The sequence below is a fragment of the Salinibacter ruber DSM 13855 genome, assembly GCF_000013045.1.
GTDB lineage: Bacteria > Bacteroidota > Rhodothermia > Rhodothermales > Salinibacteraceae > Salinibacter > Salinibacter ruber.
The window spans coordinates 2,406,514-2,428,346 of record NC_007677.1 but is presented as its reverse complement, the minus strand read 5'-3'; the positions used below and the strand labels follow the sequence as shown (position 1 = coordinate 2,428,346).

19 protein-coding genes are annotated in these 21,833 nt (G+C 66.6%); 11 read left to right on the top strand and 8 right to left on the bottom strand.

Features of this window, described 5'->3' with window-relative positions:
• The first annotated feature begins 188 nt into the window (after positions 1-188).
• Together SRU_RS10350 and dut are read left to right on the top strand one after the other, a co-directional pair.
• On the top strand, positions 189-2,105 hold the full coding sequence (locus SRU_RS10350; protein WP_164923607.1) for a peptide MFS transporter: 1,917 nt from the start codon (positions 189-191) through the stop codon (positions 2,103-2,105).
• A 61-nt stretch (positions 2,106-2,166) separates the two neighbouring features.
• Positions 2,167-2,619 (top strand): dUTP diphosphatase, encoded by a 453-nt coding sequence (gene dut / locus SRU_RS10345; RefSeq protein ID WP_011404696.1) that lies wholly within the window; start codon positions 2,167-2,169, stop codon positions 2,617-2,619.
• Between the two features lie 32 nt (positions 2,620-2,651).
• Here dut and SRU_RS10340 read toward each other — a convergent pair whose 3' ends face one another.
• Positions 2,652-3,815: a BamA/TamA family outer membrane protein gene (locus SRU_RS10340; RefSeq protein ID WP_237701710.1), complete on the bottom strand. Its 1,164-nt coding sequence runs from the start codon at positions 3,813-3,815 to the stop codon at positions 2,652-2,654.
• 600 nt (positions 3,816-4,415) lie between these two features.
• On the opposite strand from SRU_RS10340, the gene SRU_RS10335 reads away from it, so the two are divergent.
• A complete protein-coding gene (locus tag SRU_RS10335; RefSeq protein WP_237701709.1) occupies positions 4,416-5,252 on the top strand; it encodes a hypothetical protein in 837 nt (278 codons plus the stop codon).
• A 59-nt stretch (positions 5,253-5,311) separates the two neighbouring features.
• Here the strand turns inward: SRU_RS10335 and SRU_RS10330 are convergent, their stop codons facing one another.
• Entirely contained in the window at positions 5,312-5,959 is a 648-nt protein-coding gene (locus tag SRU_RS10330) for a histidine phosphatase family protein (protein ID WP_162892297.1), read from the bottom strand.
• Positions 5,960-6,103: 144 nt separating this feature from the next.
• Here SRU_RS10330 and SRU_RS10325 point away from each other — a divergent pair, with 144 nt between their 5' ends.
• From SRU_RS10325 to SRU_RS10305, 5 genes are all read left to right on the top strand, one after another.
• Entirely contained in the window at positions 6,104-7,690 is a 1,587-nt protein-coding gene (locus tag SRU_RS10325) for an endonuclease/exonuclease/phosphatase family protein (protein ID WP_164923605.1), read from the top strand.
• A gap of 216 nt (positions 7,691-7,906) precedes the next feature.
• The gene (locus SRU_RS10320; protein WP_011404691.1) at positions 7,907-8,344 is read left to right on the top strand and encodes an Hsp20/alpha crystallin family protein; all 438 of its coding nucleotides are present in this window, start codon (positions 7,907-7,909) and stop codon (positions 8,342-8,344) included.
• Positions 8,345-8,589: 245 nt separating this feature from the next.
• On the top strand, positions 8,590-9,450 hold the full coding sequence (gene pheA, locus SRU_RS10315; protein ID WP_011404690.1) for a prephenate dehydratase: 861 nt from the start codon (positions 8,590-8,592) through the stop codon (positions 9,448-9,450).
• A 420-nt stretch (positions 9,451-9,870) separates the two neighbouring features.
• Positions 9,871-10,746, top strand: a complete 876-nt coding sequence (locus SRU_RS10310; RefSeq protein ID WP_118826915.1) for a cell division protein FtsX — start codon at positions 9,871-9,873, stop codon at positions 10,744-10,746.
• 49 nt (positions 10,747-10,795) lie between these two features.
• Positions 10,796-11,782: a DUF4097 family beta strand repeat-containing protein gene (locus SRU_RS10305; RefSeq protein WP_011404688.1), complete on the top strand. Its 987-nt coding sequence runs from the start codon at positions 10,796-10,798 to the stop codon at positions 11,780-11,782.
• A gap of 7 nt (positions 11,783-11,789) precedes the next feature.
• Here the strand turns inward: SRU_RS10305 and SRU_RS10300 are convergent, their stop codons facing one another.
• From SRU_RS10300 to SRU_RS10280, 5 genes are all read right to left on the bottom strand, one after another.
• Positions 11,790-13,031: an SGNH/GDSL hydrolase family protein gene (locus SRU_RS10300; protein ID WP_011404687.1), complete on the bottom strand. Its 1,242-nt coding sequence runs from the start codon at positions 13,029-13,031 to the stop codon at positions 11,790-11,792.
• A gap of 5 nt (positions 13,032-13,036) precedes the next feature.
• Positions 13,037-14,485, bottom strand: a complete 1,449-nt coding sequence (locus SRU_RS10295; protein WP_237701708.1) for an OmpP1/FadL family transporter — start codon at positions 14,483-14,485, stop codon at positions 13,037-13,039.
• A gap of 280 nt (positions 14,486-14,765) precedes the next feature.
• Positions 14,766-15,497, bottom strand: coding sequence for a DUF2071 domain-containing protein (locus tag SRU_RS10290; protein ID WP_237701707.1), 732 nt, complete (start codon positions 15,495-15,497; stop codon positions 14,766-14,768).
• A 141-nt stretch (positions 15,498-15,638) separates the two neighbouring features.
• On the bottom strand, positions 15,639-16,478 hold the full coding sequence (locus SRU_RS10285) for a sigma-70 family RNA polymerase sigma factor (protein WP_013062346.1): 840 nt from the start codon (positions 16,476-16,478) through the stop codon (positions 15,639-15,641).
• 248 nt (positions 16,479-16,726) lie between these two features.
• On the bottom strand, positions 16,727-18,268 hold the full coding sequence (locus SRU_RS10280; protein ID WP_011404683.1) for a GH3 auxin-responsive promoter family protein: 1,542 nt from the start codon (positions 18,266-18,268) through the stop codon (positions 16,727-16,729).
• A gap of 189 nt (positions 18,269-18,457) precedes the next feature.
• Here SRU_RS10280 and folP point away from each other — a divergent pair, with 189 nt between their 5' ends.
• The 3 genes from folP (at position 18,458) to SRU_RS10265 (ending at position 20,994) form a co-directional block, all read left to right on the top strand.
• A complete protein-coding gene (gene folP, locus SRU_RS10275; protein WP_148278431.1) occupies positions 18,458-19,375 on the top strand; it encodes a dihydropteroate synthase in 918 nt (305 codons plus the stop codon).
• 60 nt (positions 19,376-19,435) lie between these two features.
• Positions 19,436-20,236, top strand: a complete 801-nt coding sequence (gene cdaA / locus SRU_RS10270) for a diadenylate cyclase CdaA (protein WP_011404681.1) — start codon at positions 19,436-19,438, stop codon at positions 20,234-20,236.
• A gap of 65 nt (positions 20,237-20,301) precedes the next feature.
• A complete protein-coding gene (locus SRU_RS10265; RefSeq protein ID WP_011404680.1) occupies positions 20,302-20,994 on the top strand; it encodes a protein-L-isoaspartate(D-aspartate) O-methyltransferase in 693 nt (230 codons plus the stop codon).
• Between the two features lie 122 nt (positions 20,995-21,116).
• Here the strand turns inward: SRU_RS10265 and SRU_RS10260 are convergent, their stop codons facing one another.
• Positions 21,117-21,647, bottom strand: coding sequence for a hypothetical protein (locus SRU_RS10260; RefSeq protein WP_011404679.1), 531 nt, complete (start codon positions 21,645-21,647; stop codon positions 21,117-21,119).
• Between the last annotated feature and the right edge of the window lie 186 nt (positions 21,648-21,833).

Below are 21,833 nucleotides of genomic sequence, written 5' to 3'. Positions count from 1 at the left end.
ATTAAAACTACCACCCCGAACGGCAGAGTCAATTCCCAGTTCGTCCTCACCGTGAATTTAGACATAGAATTAGACAGAGCAGCGGGTGTCTCCTATATTCCCAGCGTTCGTACGGATCCTGTAACGGTCCAGTTGAACACCCCCTTTCGCCCCCCGACGCGTTTTTCCGATTGATTTCTAGGCCACAAATGGCAGCCAGCGGTCCCTCGTCCGACGAGTCGATGCAGAATGGAGGCGCCCGGGCGCCGTCGGGGGGAGAGGCCACGGCCGTGGCCGGTCGGCGGGATTTCTTCGGGCACCCGCGCGGCCTCGCCACGCTCTTCTTTACGGAGCTGTGGGAGCGGTTCAGCTACTACGGACTGCGGGCGCTCCTCGTCCTGTTCATGACGGCCCCGGCCGGCGCGGCGGCGACGAACCCGGGGCTCGGCTTTGGCACCGAAAAGGCGACGGCGGTCTACGGCCTGTACACGGCGTTCGTCTACCTGCTGGCCCTGCCCGGCGGCTGGGTGGCGGACAACATCTGGGGCCAGCGGCGGTCGGTCTTCGTTGGCGGCTGCATCATCGCCGCAGGGCACTTCAGCCTGGCGATGCCGGCCTTTGGCCTCCCGGACGTGTCCTTCTTCTACCTCGGGCTGTTTCTGATCGTCATCGGCACGGGCCTCCTGAAGCCCAACATCAGCACGATGGTCGGGGACCTCTACCCGGAGGGCGGGGCCCGGCGTGACGCGGGCTTCTCGGTCTTCTACATGGGGATCAACTTCGGGGCCATCCTAGGGCCTACGCTCTGCGGGTGGCTGGCCGAGAATTACAGCTGGCACTGGGGCTTCTCGCTGGCGGGCTTCGGCATGCTTGTGGGGCTTATTTCCTACAAGCTGGGCGCGCCCAACCTGGGGGAGGCCGGGCTGCTCGACGCCGACGACGAGGAGGCCGTCCAACAAAAGAGCCGCACCTTCTACCTCCTTACGGCGCTGGTGACGGCCCTGATCGTGGCGTTTGGGTTCCTGGCCACGTCCGGGGTCATCAGCATCACGCTCACCCAGGTGGCCGAGGCGGTGGGAATTGGCATCATTCTCGTCACGCTCCTCTTCTTCGCCTACCTCACGCTCGAGTGGGCGGGCGTGGGGACGATGACCGCCTTCTTCGTCGTGGCCAGCCTCGTCACGAATCAGTTCGTGGACGGGGCGGCGCTGGCGTCCCAGATTGGGGTGGGCGCAACGGTCGTGTTCTTCGTGCTGGTGAGCATTGCCCGCCTCGCAGCCCCGCAATACGACGTGTCGCTGAAGCGGCGGCGGTACCTCGTCATCTACTGGCTGTTTCTCCTGTCGGCCCTCTTCTGGTCCGGCTTCGAACAGGCGGGCTCCTCGCTCAACCTGTTCGCCCGGGACCTCACGGCCCGCGACTTCGGGCCGTTTGCGCTTTCGCAGACCTCGGCCCTGATGGGGGCCCTCGTCCTGATCGGCCTGCCGGCGGCGTACATCGGCTACCGCATGTTTCGGCGCGAGAACCTCTGGTGGGTGGGACGGGCGGGCGTGAGCCTGCTCGGCGCCCTCGTGGTCGGCTTCCTCGGCTATCTGGCCTACCAGATTGCGGGGGGATGGACCATGCCGGCCAGCATGCTGCAAAACATCAACCCGACGTTCATCGTCCTCCTCGCGCCGGTCTTCGGGTCGTTCTGGACGTGGCTTGCCAACCGCAACGCCAACCCCTCCATTCCCGTCAAGTTTGGGCTCGGCCTCCTGGGCCTGGCCGCGGGCTTCTTCGTGATCGCCTGGGGCGCGTCGCAGGCGACCGCCGAGAATCCGGTGGGCGCCCACTGGCTGGTGGTCACCTACTTCCTGCACACCTGCGGCGAGCTGGCCCTCTCCCCGGTGGGCCTGTCGTCAATGACGAAGCTCGCGCCGGAGAACCGCGTGGGCCAGATGATGGGCGTCTGGTTCGTCTCTACGGCCCTCGGCAACCTGTTCGCCGGGCTCATCGCCGGGCAGCTGGAGACGCTCGACCCGTCCGGGCTGTTTACGACGGTGGCCCTCATCATCGGCGGGGGCGGCCTGGTCGCGATGCTTGCCGCGCCGCCCGTGAAGCGGCTCATGGGCGACATCGAATAACGGACCGGCGGGCGGGCCGCACGTCCCTTCTCGCACTCTCACTCCGATCCCGAACGCTTCGATGATCGACGTTTCCATCACGCGCCTGCCCCACGCCGAGGGGCTCGCCCTTCCGAGCTACGAGACGTCCGCGAGCGCGGGCATGGACCTGCGGGCGGCGGTGCCGGCGGACGCCCCGGTCGTGCTGGATCCGGGCGCCCGCGCCCTCGTGGACACGGGCCTGCAACTTGCGCTGCCGGAGGGGCACGAGGGCCAGGTCCGGCCGCGGAGCGGGCTGGCTCACGATCACGGGGTGACCGTCCTCAACAGTCCGGGCACCATCGACGCCGACTACCGCGGGGAGGTCAAGGTTCTGCTCGTGAACCACGGCGCCGAGCCGTTCACGATTGAGCGCGGCATGCGCATCGCCCAGCTCGTGGTGGCCCGGCACGCCCGCGTGGAATGGGTCCACCGGGAGGCCCTCGAAGAGACCGTGCGGGGGCCCGGCGGCTTCGGCTCGACGGGAACCGCGTAGGACGCAGGGCCCAGGTCGACGGGCGGCTCGCCCTAGAAGTTCGGGGTGATGCGGAGCCAAATCGACGGGCCAGAGCCCGTTGCGGGCACGGACCGGAGCGGCCAGGATACGTCCAGGCGCACGTCCCGCTCGTCCAGCCCGATTCCGACCCCGGCGGACGGCAGCACGTCTTCTGTGCGGAGCCGTGTGCCCGGCTGCCCCACCCACCCGGCGTCGAACAGCCCCACGAGGAAGAGGTCGTCAAGGAAATCGTCGTCCAGCGTGGCGCCGTCGACGATGTACTCGACGTTGCCCAGCAGCATGCGCGTGCCGCGGAGCGCGTTCTGGTCGTAGCTCCGAATGGATCCGATGCCGCCAAGCGTGAACTGCTGCTGGGGCGGGGCGTTGCCGGTCGCGTATCCGCCGCGGAGGCGCAGCCCGAGGCGCGTGTCGGCCGACAGCGAGAGAAAGGCCCGTCCGTCCACCTCGTAGCGATTGGCCTGGAAGTCGCCGCCGAAGGCCGTCCCGATTGTCGCCGCTGCCCGGAAGGCCATGCCCGTGGGAAGGCCGTCGCGGTCTCGGATCCGTCCGCCCACCAGGCCGATCAGCCCGGCCTGCAGGCGCCCCGCGTCGGCCGCGGGGTTTGGGCGGAATGGGGCCGCGTCAAAGAGGGACCAGCCGGTGTTTTGTGAGAGTGGACGGTGCTCTTCGGCCCGAAAGCCCGCGGTCAACCGGAACGTGGCCGGGAGGGCCTGAACCGCGTAGACGGAGAGCCCCTCGCCCTCGTAGTAGTCGAAGAAGTCGTACCCGAGCCCGATGCCGCCGAGCGAATTCTCCGCGTACGACGTCTTCCACCGGTCAGGGGTCCGGGTCTGCTTCTCGTAGGAGGCCCCGAGCTTTAGTCCCGTCTCCTCGTCGCAAATCAGTTTCGATTCGACCCCAATCGTGTACCGCAGGTCCCCCAGCGCAAAGGCGTAGCCGAGTTGGCCGTAAATGCGCGCCGTGTCGTCCGGGTCGCGGAGCGAGAGCGGGCTGCGCCGGAGGCCGAGCACCAGTCCCTCGACGCGATTGTAGCGGAGCGGCGGCGGCGCGCGGTACACGGCAGACGCTTGCCCAAACGGGCTCGTCCAGCCCTCCGTCGTGCCGACATAGTCCCCTGCGTGATCGCCCACGTACGACTCGGTGCGGCCCCACGGGGTTTCCTCGGAAGCCGGCATACCGGAGTCGGTGCTATCAAGGGCCGCATCTGGAGACGGGGCGGATGGTGAAGAATCAGTCGCGGGTTGGGCGGAAGCACACGGAACCGCCAGGAGGAGAATGACCGCCCAACTCAAGGTCCGAGAATAGAGCATAGCGACATGGGAACTCTGTACCGAGGGAAATGAGGGAAAATTCCCTTGTTCAGGTCATACCATCGACAGGACGATACCGCGCCTCTATCTGTTACAAGTCGTAACTGACTGGTACGTATGATACCGGCAAAATATTGTTTTAGTTGGGGATGATGTCGGGGGGCAGACAATGCAACGTCTGCCCGCCGTCTCTTCCAGTTGCGTGATGAGCTGTTTTTCGTAGGCGGAGTGGGGGCCGTTCGTCGCCGTGCACTCTTCCCGTACGGCGACGGATCGACGGAGGGAGGCACTTCCCCCGCAGGCGTCTGTTCGGAAGAGCCCTTCGCAAGAAAGCTCCATCGGCTGGCTTCGAGCGCCCACCCCGGTTGGCAATTCGCGACCGGTGTAGATACCTTTTGCGCCCGGGCGGCAAGCGACTTGGCGCCGGAACGGCCCCCACATCTCTCTCATCGAACGAACTCGCCTATGTCTAGAGTCTGGTTTGGCCTCCTCCTGATGGTCCTCGCCGGTGTCTTCGGGGGAGGCTGCAGCAGCCCGCCCACGTTGCAGTCGCACTCGCTGTCTCAGGCCCCGGCCATTGACGGGGCGCTTTCGGAGTGGGGCGGGGCGCTCGCCCGGGTGGACGGCCGCTCCGTGTCCATGAGCGCCGCGCCGACCGACAGTCTGCTGTATCTGGCCGTCGTGATTCCGGACCGCGACCTCATCCGGTCCGTGGCCGAGAACGGGCTCATCGTGTGGATCGACCCGGCCGGCGAAGAGCGGCACACCTACGGGGTCCGGTACCCGCTCGGGCGCCGGGCTCAGCAGGCCGGAGCGGGTCAGGGGGGCGGGGCGTCCCGGGCCGACGCGCCGCGAGGGGCGGCGACCCTCGACGATCTGTTTCCGTCGGACCTCGCGGTCATCCGGAACGACACGGTCCGCTACCGGATGCCCGCAGGGCTGTCCTCGGCCCTGAAGGCACAGGCCACGCTCGACACCGGATCGCTCATTTACGAAATGGCCGTGCCCGTGTCCCCGTCCCGGTCGGCAACGACCGGCGACCGCTGGGAGCACGGCCTGCGTGGAGAACTGGACAATACCGTCGCGATCGGGCTCCAGACCCCTGACCCGGAGGATACCGATCTCGTGACCCCGTCCTCGCGGGGCATCCCGTCGGTGACGGGGCGCGGAGGGCGGCGTCGGTCCCCGCGGGGGCGGCGGCGGGGACGCCGGGGTCAGCAGAGGCAGCAGCCTTCGGCCCCGACCCCCGACCGGCCGACGCTGGATCTCTGGACGCGCATTGCCGGGTCCGGTGGCTCCTGAAAAGCTGGGTGCCTCGTGCTTCGGGGGCATGTGGGGACGGAGGCTGCCCCCTTCCCGAGTCAGGCGAGTCGGTCGGGAGCGCGGGTGCCGTTTTCGAGGTGGCTCGTGTCGTTCCGGAGGGAAACGGTCCAGTCTCCGTCCCGCCGCGCAACTTTCGTGAGGCTGGCGAGCGGGCACCCGGGGTCGGGCACGTCGCTGCCCACGAGGCCGTGCAGAACGCCCTGCACCGTGATGCCGTGGCCCACGAGGAGCAGCGTCTCGTCGGCGTACCGGTCGGCGAGGCACGTGCCGGTAGCCCCGAGGCGGGCGAGGGCCCGGTGCCTTGACTCTGGGTAGGCGGGCTCCCGGCAGGGCGGCGCCGACGACGGCAGCACCGACCCGAACCGGTCGGCAAGCGCCGTGGGGGCGCGTGTGTTCGGGACGTCGTCGAACCAGTCGTCGTTGAGCCATTCCCCCAATCCCGGCTCCAGGAGGACGCCGTGGCCGGTCGTCGTGGCGACGTGGTGGGCCGTCTGGACGGTGCGGAGGTACGGAGACGCGACGATCCGGTCGACGTCGAGGGCATCGACGCGGCGGCCCAGTTGCCGGGCCTGCTCGACGCCGTCGGGAGAGAGGCCGGGGTCGTCGGGCCAGTCGGCTGTCGCCGCCCAGTTCGGGTCCGCGAAGTCCTGACGGTTGGCGTGGCGGGCGAGCCAGAGGGTCTGCATTCGTTTCGTGACGACGGATATGAAAAGCACGACGATTGGGGCGGCCGCGGTTCTGCGTGCTCCCCGTTTCCCGAACATCCCTCAGGACACGCAATATAGCGCCTCTGTCTCCCGCGTGGTTCATCCCAAACGCCCTCGTTGTCCATGTCTCGGCGTCTCCTGCTCTCTGTTGCGCTGTTGTTTCTTTTCGTCGCCGGAGGGTGTGGGGGACTGGCGGACACCGCCGACGAGCGTGACGACGCGTCGTCGGGGGACGCGTCCCCGACGGCCGCGCCGGTGGACGGGTACGCCTCGCACCCGGCGCGCATCTACGTGGATGGCGAACGGGGCGATTGGGCGGAGCTCCCGGTCCGTCACACCGACGCGCCCAACGACGGGGAGGGCGTCGACCTCGAACGCGTGTGGATCGCCCACGATGACGAATACCTCTTCCTCCGGCTCGAGCTCGGCGAGGCCGTTAATCTCCAGGAAGGCAACGACCTGACGCTCTACCTCGATACGGACGACAATCCCGGGACGGGGCAGCAGGCACTGGGACTGGGGGCGGAGCTGGCCTGGACGTTTGGCGAGCGGTCCGGCCGAGTGGTTCGTAACGGGGACGCGGAAGAGGTGACGCACGCGGCCCTCGGGTTCACGTCCCTGCCCACGGTGACGTCCGAGACGTTCGAAGTGGCCTTCGACCGGTCGGCGGCCCCTACCGACGACGGGTCCCTGTTTGAGGGAGACAGCCTCCGGGTGGGCCTGTCGACCGACGGGGACCGGCTGCCGGACGCCGACGGTGGGCTCGGGTACGTTCTTTCGGACGCCGACCCGCCCCTCGACGCGCCGTCCCTCGACGCGCCGACCGCCTCGGCCCTGCGGATGCTCTCGTACAACTCGGTCAACGACTTTGACCGCGAACAGAGTGCAATCTTTTTCGAAACCCGCCAGCCGAGCTTCCGGCGCATCTTCGACGCCACCAATCCGGGCGTCATTGCGTTTCAGGAGGTCTACGACCAGACCGCTGACCAGGTGGCGGCGGTCGCCGACGAGGCGCTCGGGCTGCCGGACGAGTGGGACTGGGCCAAGCAGGGGCAGGATCTCGTCCTCGGCAGCCGATACCCCATCCTCGACACCCACACCATTCCAGGGTACGAGAACAACGTGAGTGGCGCCTTCCTGCTCGACGCGGACGATGCGCTGGGGACGGACCTCCTGGTGGTGAACATGCACCCGCCCTGCTGCAACTACGGCCCCGATGACGGCGAGCCCTCCCGCAACGCGCAGCGGCAGCGGGTGGTGGACGGCGTGGTGGCCTTTCTTCGAGAGGTGAAACAGGGGGACGGGCCGTTCGACGTTCCGCCGAAGACCCCGATCGTGGTGCTCGGGGACATGAACTTTGTCGGGGACGCCCAGCAGCCGCGGACGCTGCGGACCGGGGAAATCGTACACACCGACCGGTACGGACCGCCAGCGGCGCCGGACTGGGACGGATCGCCCCTGCTGGACACCAGGCCGCGCCAGGTGGCGTCGCCCCTGCACACCACCTGGATCGCGCCCGGCAGCTCGTTTCCGCCGGGGCGGCTCGACTACGCGTTCGTCACCGACAGCGTACTGGAGGTCGTCCACGAGTTTGTGCTGCACACCCCGGCGCTGCCGGCCGACGTGCGTTCGGCCCACGGGCTCCGGGCGGACGACACGCCGACGGCGTCCGATCACCTCCCCGTCGTGATTGACGTGACGCCACGGTAGGGGAGCACACGCGTTGCGGGACCGTCACATCTACAGGTCGCTGTCACGACGGCAGGGGGCGGCTTGCCGAAATTTCGGTCGGCGACAGGGAGGACACCGGCTGGTACACGTCTTGATGCCGAATGTGGGTGCATCGACAAACGACGGGGCGTTGTGTGACGCCCTGGTTGACACGTTCGTGAGACTCTCGAACAACCTGTACAGAGGTGATCAACCATGACGCAGCTCACACGCCGCACCCCGAACCGCACGGTTCGCGACCTCCAGCGTGAGGTGGACAGCATCTTCGACCGGTTCTTCGGCCGAGGAGGCGACGACGACACGTCGACCGTCTGGGCCCCCCGGACGGACCTGTCGGAGACGGACGACGCGTTCCGGATTCGCCTGGACGTGCCCGGGATGACGAAGGACGACATTGCTATCAACCTCCAGAACAACACGCTGACTGTGAGCGGCGAGCGTTCCAGTGAGCGGCAGAAGGACGGCGAAGAGTACGTGCGCGTGGAGCGCGCCTTTGGCACCTTCCACCGCACGTTCACCCTGCCGGACGCGGTGGATCCGGACCGCGTAGAGGCCACCTACGACGAAGGCGTGCTGACCATCAATGTCCCGAAGACGGAGAAGAGCACGCGCCGTCAGATTGAGATCCAGTAGCCGTACGTCTCCGACGCCTTCTGTTTGCTCCCGTTGGAGGGCGTCTGGCGGGGGGCAGTGACGAAACTGCTCGCGCCGCCGGACGAGACCTGTAAGCGCATCGTGACGCCTGGTCGGGCCACCGGTCCGGTCAGGCGTTTCCTTTTTCCGGTGCGGAACGGAACGCAGGGCCATTGCGGGCGTGGGACTGCTGATTCATTTCTTTCCGGTCTCACGTCTTTGCCTGCAGCGGTCTACACACGACGATGGCCCCTCACGTTGCCTTTCAGGGAGAGCCCGGTGCCTTCAGCGAGGAAGCCGTCCGGTGCGTCTTCGATGCCGCCGAGGTGCATCCGTCCGCTACGTTCGAGGATGTCTTCGAGGCCGTCGAGGAGGACGCGGTGGGCCGTGCGGTGGTGCCCATCGAAAACGCGGTGTTCGGCAGCGTCCGCGTCAACTACGATCATCTTCGCACACACGCGGTGACGATCATCGGGGAGCTCCAGCTGCGCATTCACCACTGTCTCATGGCGCCGGAGGGGGCGACGATTGACGGGCTGGAGGTCGTACGGTCCCACCAGCAGGCGCTCGGGCAGTGTCGGGACTGGCTCCGGGCCCACGTTCCGGGCGCGACGCCGGAGGCCACGCCGGACACGGCCGGGGCGGCCCGGGTTGTGGCGGAGACCGGCGCCCCGACAACGGCGGCGGTGGCCTCCCGACGGGCCGCCGAGCGCTACGGCCTTGAGGTCCTCGCCGAGGGGCTCCAGGACAACGAACAGAACTTTACCCGCTTTCTCGTGCTTGCCCCGGCGGACACGGACGCGCCCCCGGTGGGCGCCGGCGAGCCGAAGACGTCCATCACGTTCGTCCTGCAGGACAATGTGCCGGGGGCCCTCTTCAAGAGCCTCGCCGTGTTCGCGCTCCGCGAGCTGGACCTGGCCAAGATCGAAAGCCGGCCCCTGGTGGGGCAGCCGGGCCGCTACCGATTTTATCTCGACGTGCACGGCGACCTGGAGGACGAGGCGGTGGCCCGGGCGCTGGACCACCTCCGGGAAATCACGATGGAGCTTCAGGTGCTCGGCTCCTACCCCCGCGGGGCGACGTATCCCGAGGGGGCCGATCGGTAGGTGCCCGTCCGGCGGCAAACGGAAGCGGCCAGGGCGGGGCGCTCCGGAGCGCGGCCCGGGCCCCAGACGCGTTTCTGGCCCCCGCAGGCCCACCGCATCAACTGCCCGTTCGTCCCGACTGATTCTCGTATTGCTGCCTCCCGAGGCGGAGGGCGCAAAACAGCGCCCTCGTTTGTCGTCTCCACCCCGATTGGCTGTGCCAGTCAGCTCCGCAAGGGCATGACCGTCGGTCTTTGCATCGCCCGGACTCATCCGGCCGGGTGAGGAGGCGCCCACAATTGTCAGAAGAGCTCCAGGTTAAGCGGGGCACGGCGGGTTTCGTGCCCGCGATTGTCCTGTGCGCCTCCGCTTGTCCTTTCCGACCCGGTCTTCGTAGGTTACCGCTACGGCCATATTCCTTCACACTCGACCCCTCCTGCCGTGCTGCCGTACTTCATCCGGGAAGGCTTTGCCAACCTCCGACGCGCCACGTTCTCGGCCGTCGCTTCCACGAGCGCCATTGCCGTCGCCCTAGTGCTGGTGGGCGTGTTCGGCATTGTGGGGTACGAGGCCTCGGTCGTGTCGGAGATGTTGCGCGAGCAGGCCAGCCAGATGGAGGTCTTTATCGAGCAGGACGCGACCGACGACGTTCAGGAGGCCCTCCACGCTCGGGTTCAGACGATGCCGGGGGTCGCGCAGACCGAGTTCATCTCCCACGAGGAGGCCGCCAGGATTTTTCGGGAGGAGTTTGGGGAGGGGGCCTCCGCCTTCGAGGACCCGACGTTTCTGCCCGCCTCGATCAAGATCGAGATGGCCCCGAGCCACGCCCATCCGGACAGCATGGCCCGCGCCGCGGACGTCATCGACGGGTGGCGAGGGACGGAGGAGGTCGTCCTAAACCGGGACCTGCTCACGCGGGTCGCACAGAACCGGCAACTCATCAACGCCATCGGGCTGTCACTGGGGGGCATTGTCGTGCTCGCGGCCGTCTTCCTCGTGGCCAACACGATCCGGCTCACCATCTACGCCCGGCGGCTCCTCATTCGAACGATGAAGCTGGTGGGGGCCACGGACCGCTTCGTGCGGCGGCCCTTCCTCGTCGAGGGGATCGTACAGGGGTTCGCCGGAGGAGCGATTGCGGGGGGCGTGGTGTGGGGGCTCTACCGGCTGTTTTTTCAGCAGATCGATCAGACCCCCCTGTCGCTCTACACGGAGCTCCTGTTCTTCGGTGGCCTCGTGGGGAGCGGCGTTCTGCTCGGGTGGCTCGGGTCCTACTTTGCCGCCCGTCGGTTCATCCAAAACATCGAGCTTCACTAGGTCCACGGGTCCTCTTCGCGCTCAGTCTTTCAAGTGATAGATACGTACCATGCGATGGTCGTCGACGGCACTCGCCATATTCGGGATGCTCGGACTCGCGGTGCTCGGAGGGGGGTGCCAGCGCGGTCAAGAGTCGGAGGTCGCACGGTCGGAGGACGGGGTGCTGCGGCTTGGCCCCGTGGAGGTGGTCGACACGGTGGCCCGGGCCGTGGCCCCCAGCGACCGGCCCCTGGTCGTGGAGGGACTGCGCGGCTCGGTCCGGCTGACGGGGGCGGAGCAGACGACCGCGGACCTCTCGTTCGTGCGCCGCGGCCGTGGGGACACCCGTGAGGCCGGGCAGTCGGTCGTGGAGGGCATCTCGATTACGGAGAGTGGCACCGACGCCGAGTACGCCTATACCCTGGCGGCCGACCAGGAGGACTACGCCGCCGTTGACGTGCGGGGCCGGGTGCCGCGCCGGACGGCCCTCCGCGTTGATCGGCTCAGCGGACCGGTCCACGTGGCGGGCGTGGAGGGGGCGCTGACCGTTTCTCACGCGCACGGTGACGTGACCGTGCAGGGGGCCGCGGGGGCCGCGGAGGTGCGGATCAAGAACGGGGACGTGGCGGTCGGCTTTCAGTCTCTGCCGACGGGGGGCACGCACCGCATCGAGACGGCGAACGGAGACCTGCGGCTCCGCCTCCCGCCGGACGAGACGGTTCAGATTGACGCCCAGACGGACGCGGGCACGATTCGGACCCGAGGGCTCTCCTTCACCAACGAGCAGTTTGCTCCCATCAATGCCGGGGCGCGCTACGACGCCCAGACGGGGGACGGCGGGCCGACCGTCGAGCTGCGCACCCAGAACGGATCCATCGTAATTGAGGCCGCCGATACGAGCGCGACGGACACCACGTCGGCGCCGGCCACCGTGCCGTCGTCCGACACGACCGTGACCCCGCAGCCGGACGTCGACACGATCCTGCCGGCGGAGCCCGACACGATGGGGGCTGACACTTCGACGACAGATGCGGCGGCTACGGACACGAGCCGTTGATCTGCCCTTAAGGGGCAGGGACCTCCGGTGCCTCGATCTTCTGCAGCGAGGTGCCGTACTGATCGTTGATGGTGTCGATAAGGCGATTCGTAATGACTCGGTGCGTGGCCGAACTCGGGTGCACCCCGTCGAGACTAAAGAATCGTCCGAACGGCTGCTCGGAGTCGCGATCCGGAAACTTCGGTATTAGGTCGTTCCTCGGGTCCTGGTCGCCGTCATCATTCCTATAGAGGGCCGAAAGGACGCCGTTTGGGTTGAGGTAGGCCAGGCCACGCTGCTGCGCCTGCTGCTGAATAAACGCATTATACTGCTGCACCGTCCCCGCCAGGGTCGACACCTCCGTGAGCGCTAGCACCGGCGTGTTCGCGGCTTGGCAGTCGAGCGTGACGGTCTGTCCAGGATTTTGGATTGCCTGTCCAATCAGGGAGAATCCGTATTCCAACGGCACGAGGGGAGTGAGGTTTGTATTAGGATCCTGCGTGTCGCAGTTGGAGGCCACGTTGAAGTTTTGAGGGAACTGACCCTGCTGGTCGAGGCCAAAGTACACGGGGCCCGGCGAGAAGAACGGGGTAAAGGCCACGTTTGCCACGCCGACCAGGACGCCGCCTTGAAAATTTGGGCTTGAGGTGAGCGAATCGAGGACGTTTGTGTATTGGCTTCTGAAAGTGTTCGGCGGCGTGACGTTGGCCGTGCCCTGAAGGGCGGGGTCGAGCACGTCGTTATTTCCAATCCAAACTGTGGCGAATGTAGGGTCGGCGTCGAGGGCTGCTTCGATTTGTGTTCGACCGCCCAGAATAAACTGTGTGAGGGCGTTCGTCGAGCTCGTCTGGTTGCTCAAGACATCGAGCGTCTGCGCATCCGGTACGGCAACGTTGTTCAGCGTGAGGGGAGATGCAGGATTGCGGAAGCCACACGTTACCTGAGTGGTTTCTACAGGACGTTGGGGAGCTGGAACCCCGTCCTCGTTGAAGAAACTCACGAACGGGGGGGGACAGCCGGGTGTCGCCAATTCGGGGATGCCGAAAGATGTCCCCATCTGTTTGGAGAGCAGCTCCGCGTACGACTCCAATTGGGTCTGGGTGCTGATGCCCCCCGACTGGAAGCCGGCAGTAATGCTGTTGCCGATGGAGACGTAGCTCGAAAACAGGTCGTTTTGGGTCTGCGGGGCCGTGAGTGTCTCGTCGTCACATCCCGACAACAGCGGCAGAACGAGGAGCAACGCCCCGGCGAGAAAGCGGCGAAAAGCCATGAGAACTAGAGATGCAGTGTAAAGGTCGCGCCAATGAGATTCGCGTTGAAGCTAAAGAGGCCTTGATTGAGGTCGGTCGAGAGGTCCTCGTCCGGAAGGGCCCCGCGAACGCGGCCCCGGCGGTCGTTCTGCTGAAGCCGCTGGTAGGATACGTTGAACGCCACCGCGTCGGTGACGCGCCAGCCAAATCCGACGGTAAACTGATTGCGCTCAGATTCCGGAAGCAAGGGGGTTACTGACTTGTCGGGGGCGGCGGCGGTGTTGAACAGATAGCCGGCTCGGACGGTGAGGGGGGCGAGGAGGTCGTACTCCGCGCCAACCCGGACGCCATGCGTGTCCTCGTAATCTTCGGGGCGAGTGCGGTCTTCCAACTGCCCGAATTCGAGCGGAAGCTTGTCGAAGCTTGACCAGCCCGTGAACTGGTAGTCGGCCAGCAGCATGAGCTTTTCGGTTGCCTGGACGCTGACGCCGGCGACGAGTTGCATCGGGAAGGTGATCTCGGTCTTGACGGACTGGCTCGTCAGTACGCCGTCTCCAGAGAACTGTGAGGCCAAAAGCCCGTCTGCTGGTGTAGGGTCTGGTGCATCATCGTCGTCCAGATCTTGGGCAAGCGGGCTGGTAGCAGGAAAGATAAGCCCCGTCTCTTCCTGCTCAAATGTCGCCTCACCCTCGTACTCTACGATAATGGGCGTCGTGTAACGCACGCCAAGTGTCACTCGGTCGGAGGCCTGGTAGGACACGCCAATGTTGGCCCCCAACCCGAACTCGTTGTTTGCATCCAGCTTTGACCGAGCGAAGGCCGTGTGGAAGGGAATCCCGAGCTGAGAAAATTGCAAGTTCTCATCCGGATTCGCGGGGTCAGGAACTGGTTCTCCGGTTTGTGGATTCCGGACGGTCCGTGGTGAGAGGTCTTGAAGCTGATTCAACTCTACGGACGAAATCACGGCCACCGGCCCGGCGCCGATACTCAGATTCGGCGTCACCTGGTACGACACTGTAGGCTGCACGTAGATGGCCTGGAGCTGATTGTCGAATCCCTCAAACGCTCCGTCAAAGACGGTCTCGTCCGACAGCCGCGTAGGCCATCGGGTTTCCAAACCGTACGGCACGTATGTCCCGAGCCCGAGCCCGATTTTCTCCGTCAGCCCGTAGGTGAGATAAGCATGCGGGACCGGAAGAGGGTCATTGTCCAAGTCTACCTCATCGACCGTCGCCGACGTCTGAGCGCCGGGATCGTAGGTAAAGTTCCCCCCGACGTCGATCACGGTCGTCCCGAACGATGCGGTGAACCCGTCGGTGCCTGCGACGTGAGCGGGGTTGAAATAAATCGACGACCCGTCCCCGCAGCCGTCCGCGACGGCGGCGCCCGCCCGGGCCATCGCGCACGAGCCCTGCTCGTAGACCCCGAACCCCTGCGCCTGCACGAGCGACGGGGCCCACAGTCCGGCACCCATAAACATGGCGAGAGTCAGGCAGAGGGCACGGAAGCGAGGAGGGAGAAGCATGAGTGGAAGCGGGGAGAGACGAGGCCAGCGGCGATCAGAAGGGCAGTCACCCACCCAGTACGAAGGACAGACGTCGCGAAAAGGGCTTCCAGCCCATTCAGCTGTGATCGGAGACGAGCAGTTCCTCGAAAGTGGTCCGGAAGGGTGAACGCGCGTGGATGGAATTTTCTTCCTTCGGATAAAGAGTGTATTAACAGAGGGGGCAAAATGCAACCACGGAGGCCGGTCGCTACGTCCGGGCCGGCCCGTGCACGGTCACGGGCGTCCGGGGGGCGAGAAGGACATGAGAGGGAGACTGGTCCTGGAGGAGGGCTCCGATGTCCCCGTAGGCGGCCGACCACTGCACGGTCACGTGGTGCTCCTGCACGCGGCAGATGGGGACGGCCGGGCGCTCGACGCGGGTCCGCAGTAGCGTGCCGTCCCGTGCGGTGCTGTATCGCCAGCGGGGGCGGAGGAGGGCATGGGCCCGGGCGCCGGGAGCCGGCATCACAGGAGGCTGCTCGCCCCGTGCCCGCACCCGTTGCTCGCGTCCCTTCCAGTCGAAGCGGTACGTCACCTCCACCTGGTCGACCGGCTCCCGCCGGATGGGCTGCATGGACGTTGTCGCTACCCGCTCCCCATAGAGCAACCGAGCGCCCCAGGCCACGAGACGCCGCGGCACGTAGGCCTGCGCCGTCCAGGTGCCCGCCGGGCCGGACGGGGCCCCGTCCGGCCGGACGTGCACTCGAAGCTCTACCACCGGCACCCGCTGCCCCCCGGGCCCCCCGACGCCAAGGACCCGCAGGTTCGTCAGCTCGACCCCCACGAGGCTGATGGGGGTCGTCCCGTCGTCCCGAACGGGAGAGAGGCCGTCCGGAAGAAAGGGCGCCACCCGGGCCGGGTCGACCGCGTAGCCCACGACCACCCGGTTTCGGGCCGTCGCCCGGAGGACGCAACGGGCTGAGAAAAATGGAATCGACATGAGTGTACGGAGGAAAACTCGGTCGGCGCCAACAGGTCGTGACAACGGCCCCCAACGAAAACGGGCGCACCCCGACAGGAGTCGGGACGCGCCCGGACCGTTCATCGCAAGGATGAATCGGGAGGAGGAGCCGTATTAGCGTTAATCAGTATGGGGCTGGAGGTCTTGTTTGCTGTGTCGCTGGCGAAGCTTCCGGAGGGCCTTCTCCTTGATCTGACGGACACGCTCTCGCGTGAGGTCGAAGCGCTTACCGATCTCCTCGAGGGTGAGCGGGTGCTCGCGCCCGATGCCGAAGTACAGGCGCGTGATCTCCGCCTCCCGGTCGTGCAGGGCGCTGAGGGCACGCTCGATGTCAATCTTGACCGACTCGGAGAGCATCTCCTCGTCCGGGGAGTCGTTGTCCTCGTCCGGCAGCACGTCGAGGAGGCTGTTGTCGTCCTCCTCGTTGAAGGGCGCGTCCATCGACAGGTGGCGGCTGGTGTGCTTCATCGCCTCCCGCACCTTCTGGACGTCGATCTCAAGCTCCTCGGCCAGCTCCTCGATGTTGGGCTTGCGGTCGAGGTCCTGCTGCAGGCGGGCACTGGCCTTCCGGATCTTCGAGATGGTGCCGATGCGGTTGAGCGGCAGACGCACCACGCGGCTCTGCTCGGCGAGGGCCTGCAGGATGGCCTGCCGAATCCACCAGACGGCGTAGGAGATAAACTTGAAGCCGCGGGTCTCGTCGAACCGCTTGGCGGCCTTGATGAGGCCGTAGTTGCCCTCGTTGATGAGGTCGGCCAGCGACAGGCCCTGTCCCTGATACTTCTTCGCGACCGAGACGACGAATCTCAGGTTGGCGCGACAGAGCTTGTGAAGGGCCTCTTCGTCACCATCTTCGATGCGTCGTGCCAGCTCGACCTCCTCCTCCGGCTCAAGCAGATCGATTTTCCCGATCTCCTGGAGGTACTGGTCCAGCATCCGTTGTTCGCGAGAAACTTGCATATGGTCCTGTCGGGTTGTGGGTGATGAGCGGTGGCAGTGATGGTGAGAACGGCACGTCCCCGGGAACGATCGGGGGGCAGTCGGGGCGGCGTGCGCTTCCAACCGGGATTAAAGTACGCCGAAACTCAACCGGCACCGAGTCTGCGGAGGATCCGATTTGCATTCCGAAAAACCATCACGAGCGACGTGACCGGTTGTTCCAGGGGCAGCGGCGGGACCACTTGTGGGGGATCCTTGCAGGAATGCCCTCACCGATCCCGCTCAGCGGCCGCAAGCACGCCGTCGGCGACCTCGCGGGTGTCGCTCATGCGCGGGACCTTCGTCTGGCCGCTGATGTCGTCGTTGGTCGCTTGGAGCCAGCGATAAAACGTCCCTTCCGGAAGGGACGACACGTCCGGGCCGTCGAGGGCGTCGCCCTCCCGGCGGATGTAGTAGTGCCGGTTTACCTCCTGCAGGTGCTCGTCGAGGGCGCGTTCGAAGGCCGCCAGGGCATCTGGGGGGCGCTCAAACTCGACGAGCCACTCGTGGCCCGGCTGCGTGCCGTTGGTCGCGGGGCGCGGGGCCACGTGGTAGTCGGAGACGTGCGCCCCGGTGGCTTCGCAGGCGGCCTTCAGGGCGGTGCGGACCTCGTCTCCGTAGATGGCCTCGCCGTACTCGTCGATCATGTCGCTCGTGCGGCCCGCCACGGTAATCTTGTGCGGGAAGGTCTGTGTAAACCGGAGGACATCGCCCACCTCGTAGGCCCAGAGCCCACTGCAAGAGGTCACGTATAGGGAGTAGCGCACGCCGGGCTCCACGTCGGCGATCGTGTGGCGGGTCGGGGCGTCGTCGCCGCGCTCGTCGAGGGGCACGAACTCGTAGAAGACCCCGTTGTCGAGGTGTAGCAGCATCGAGGGGTCGTCGAGCTCGTCCTGGAAGGAGAAAAAGCCCTCGGAGGCGCCGTAGGTCTCCACGAAGTCGATGTCGTGCCCGATCTTCTCCTCGATCAGGTCGCGGTACGACCGAAGGGCGACCCCGCCCGAGATGAACACCTGCAGGTTGGGCCACACCTCGCCCACGGTCGTGGCCGTATCGCCGTGTCGCTCGTTGTGCAGGTCGATCAGCAGGTCGAACAGGTTGAGGGCCCAGGTGGGCACCATCACGAGGAGGCGGATGTCCTTGTCGACCGTCCGCTCGGCGACCGCCTGAAGCTTCTCCTCCCAACTGGGGAGGAAGGTCACCTCGTTGGGGACGGCCTGAAAGAGGGCCCGGAAGAACCCAGGGGCATTTTCTGCGAGGATGCCGCTGATCTCCCCCGCCTTCGTGCCCGGGTAATTGGGATCCTCCTCCACGCGCCCCGGCAGGGTCAGGTGGCTGCCGCCGAAGAAGCTCGGGTCGAGGCTCTCCTTGAGGTAGTTTAGGCCGGTGCCCACGCTGAACGACCGGTTGTGGTCGATCGTCTCGTCGCTGATGGGGATCACCTTGCCGTCGGAGACCGTGCCGCTGGAGACGGCGAAGTTGGTGACGGTGCCGGGCCACATCACGTCGGCGGCGCCGTTTCGAATCCGCTCCGCGTCGTCGGCGATGTCCGCGTGGGTGTGCAGCGGCACGCGCTCCTGGTAGGCCTGTACGACATCGGACGCCTCGGCGATTTCGGAAAACCCGAACCGGCGTCCCCACTCGGTGTCGACGGCGCGGCGAAGCAGGCGGCGAAGCAAAGAGCGCTGCGTGGCGACGGGGCGAGCCTTGAACTCCTTGACCCGCCGAAGGGGACCCATCCACTGCAGGGCCGAGCGTACGATGTCGTCCATCAACGAAAAAGCAGGTCGTGAAAGCCGCTTCGTGAGACTCCCCGCAGGATACACGGGCCGGCCGGAAAGTTTCCACAAAAATAGACGATGGATCTCGTTCCGACAGCGCTCTGTGTATACCTTGCCCCAACAAGTGTTCGTGGCTCTCCGCTTCTTGAAACGCGTCCCCCTGCTCCTCCGATGCCCCGCATGTCGCGCTCAACCCCGTCGCTGAATCCTGACGATTTTCCCACCGACCGGTTCGTGCTCGGCGGGGACGACTACACGCTCGACTGCCGGCCCGGGAGCCCGGAGGCTGCGGGGGCTCACGTGATGGGGGTCCTGAACGTGACCCCCGACTCCTTTTCCGACGGCGGCCAGTACGTGACCGTCGAGAAGGCACTGTCGCGGGCCGCCGAGATGTTGAGTGAGGGGGCCTCCATCATCGACGTAGGGGGCGAGTCGACCCGGCCCGGGGCGGATCCCGTCTCGAAAGAAGACGAGCGCGACCGGGTGGTGCCCGTCATCGACGCCCTCACGGATCGGTTCCCCGAAGCGGTGGTGTCGGTCGACACCTACAAGCCCGACGTGGCCCGGGCGTCCCTCGCCGCGGGGGCGGACATCGTGAACGACGTCACCGGCCTGCGGCACGATCCCGAGATGGCCGCGGCCGCGGCCGACTGGAAGGCGCCCCTCATGGTCATGCACTCGATGGGCGAGCCCGGCGACCTCACGCGGCCCCGCGAGTACGACGACGTGACGGCCCAGGTGCGCGACGCACTGGCCCGGACGGTGGAGACCGCCGAGCAGGCCGGCGTGGAGCAGGTGATCATCGACCCGGGCTTCGGCTTCGGGAAATCCGACGCCGAAAACTTCCGCCTGCTCAACGAGATCGACGAGCTTCTCACCCTCAACTGCCCCGTGCTCGTGGGCGTCTCCCGCAAGAGCACGATCGGGGCCACGCTGGGCACGCCCGACGACCCCGCGCCTGTGGACGAGCGGCTCTTCGGGTCGCTCGGGGCGACGGCGGCGGCCGTAGCGCGGGGGGCCACCATCGTGCGCACCCACGACATTGCCCCCACCGTCGAGATGCTCAAGGTGCTCGGGGTCACCCTCCGTCAACGGTAGCGCGCGTGCCGCCGGCATTCCCGGTTCCGTTCCTCCCCTCGCATCCGGCCGAATTCCTCCGTGAAGGTCTTCGAGATTATCGGCTTCGGGATTGGCGACGCCATCGAGATTGTCGTCGTCGCCTACATCCTGTACCAGCTCTACCGGCTCATGCGCGGGACGATTGCCGTGCAGATTGCCCTTGGCCTCGGGGCGCTCTTCCTGATTCAGTTCGTGGTGGAGCTGGCCGACATGACGGTGCTGACGACCGTCTTTAGCTACTTCAACCAAGTCTTTGTGCTGGCGGTCATCATCATTTTTCAGCCCGAGATCCGCCGGCTGCTGCTGCTGCTGGGCAAAAACCCGATCGTGCGGCGCTTCGTCCGCACGACCGACCAGCGTCAGATCATTGACGAAACGGTGGGGGCGGTGGAGGAGATGAGCCAGCAGCAGATCGGGGCCCTCATGGCCTTCCAGCGGAGCACGGGCCTTCGGAGCTACGTCGAGACGGGCGAGCTGCTGGAGGCGGAGGTCTCGCGCGACCTGCTGCTCACGATCTTTTACGGCCAGAACCCCCTGCACGACGGGGCCGTCATCATCAACAACCGCCGCGTGGAGGCCGCCCGCTGCATTCTGCCCGTCTCCACGAGCATGAAGCTGAGCCCCCAGCTCGGCCTTCGCCACCGGGCCGCCGTGGGCCTCACCGAGCAGACCGACGCGTTCGTGGTGGTCGTATCGGAGGAGACCGGCGACATCAGCGTCTCGCGCGACGGGGCCCTCATCTCCAACATCACCCCGGAGGAACTGCGGACGTACCTCACGAGCGCCCTCACGGGGCAGTCCACCTCCCAGGCAAGTGCGACGGTCCCCGCCTCGGCCTGAAAGAACCCGCCTCGGCCTGAGAGAAAAGGCGCCGCCCTCCTACGACCTGTTTCCTTGCTGCCGCCATGACTGCCACCCCCTCGGACGACCGGAAATACCGCCACCAACGCGAACGACTTGTTGAGACCCTTCGCGAGCGGGGCATCCACGACGAGCGGGTCCTGTCGGCGGTCGGGGCGGTGGCCCGGCATGCCTTCGTGGACCCGGCCCTCCGCGATCGGGCCTACGCCGACGAGGCCCTCCCGATTGGGCTCAACCAGACCATCTCCCAGCCCTTCACGGTGGCGTACCAGACCGCGTTGCTGGGCGTGCAGCCGGACGATCGCATCCTGGAGGTGGGCACGGGCAGTGGGTTTCAGGCCGCCGTGCTGTGCGAGATGGGGGCGCGAGTCTATTCGATCGAGCGCCACGACGACCTGCTCCGGCGGGCCCGATCCGTGCTCGACGGGCTCGGCTACGACGTGCGAACGCGGCACGGGGATGGAACGCGGGGGTGGCCCGCCTTTGCGCCCTACGACGGGATCGTGGTGACCGCGGGGGCGCCCGAGATACCCGCTCCGCTTCTCCACCAGCTCCGTGAGCCGTCCGGGGAGGACGACGGCCCAGGGGGGCGGCTCGTCATTCCGATTGGGGGGCGTGAGGGGCAGACCATGACGCGCGTCCGCCGTACCGGTTCGGGCCCCCACGACTACGAGCAGGAGGAATTTCACTCGTTCCGCTTCGTGCCCCTGGTCGACGAGGACGAGGGGGGCGGATGAGGCGGGGCGTCGGTCCCACCCGCCGAGCGCGTGCGCCGGGCCGCATCCCGGCCCCAATGGTAAAAAAACGCATACGACCGGTCCGGACGGCCCGGTTGGAGAAACCGACGCGGTTCCTCAATCTACGGAGTGGACACCCGGTCGAGAAGCCAATCGACGTGGCGCGCCCGCATTGCTTCTGCCTCCTCCGCCGAGGCGGAAGAGGCGCTGAACTCGGCCCACCGTTCGCTCATGTGTGCGGCATCGCGGGCCGCCTGCTGCGCCTCCGGGTGCGTGCAGGCCTGTAGGGTGAGAAGCCGGGCGGCCGGGGGCTCGCGCTGGGGCAGGCCGAGTGACATGGCCAGCAGGGCCGCGTCGGCGGTCTCGTGCCGCACGCGCTGCCACGCCTCCGGGGCGTCGCGCTGGGCGGCGGCCCAGAGCCGACCGGCGGCGGTGTGGGCGGACGCCGCACTGGGGTCCACCTGCCGGGCACACCAGCGTGCGAACCGGCGCAGGACCTCGGGGCCCCGCCGGGCCGAAACGTGCTCGATGAGCGGCCCTCGCGGGTCGGATCCGGAGGCGTAGTGCTCCCCCGTCGCCCGGTCCAGCACGAGCGGACGGTGCGTGCGACTGTCGAAAATATAGTAGTACTGGTCCGCCTTTGCGTCCGTCATTCTGGTTGCGGGGGACAGGGCCCCGCTCCTGGTCTTGGGAAGGATGGGTCGTACTTTTCGCACGAATAAGCATCATTTGATAAGCGGATTCCCGGAAAACGTTCTCTGGTCGGTAACACCACGGCCAAGTCCGCAACAAAGCCGTCTGGCTTAAATATGAGAAAAAGGTTGATGTCATCACCAGGG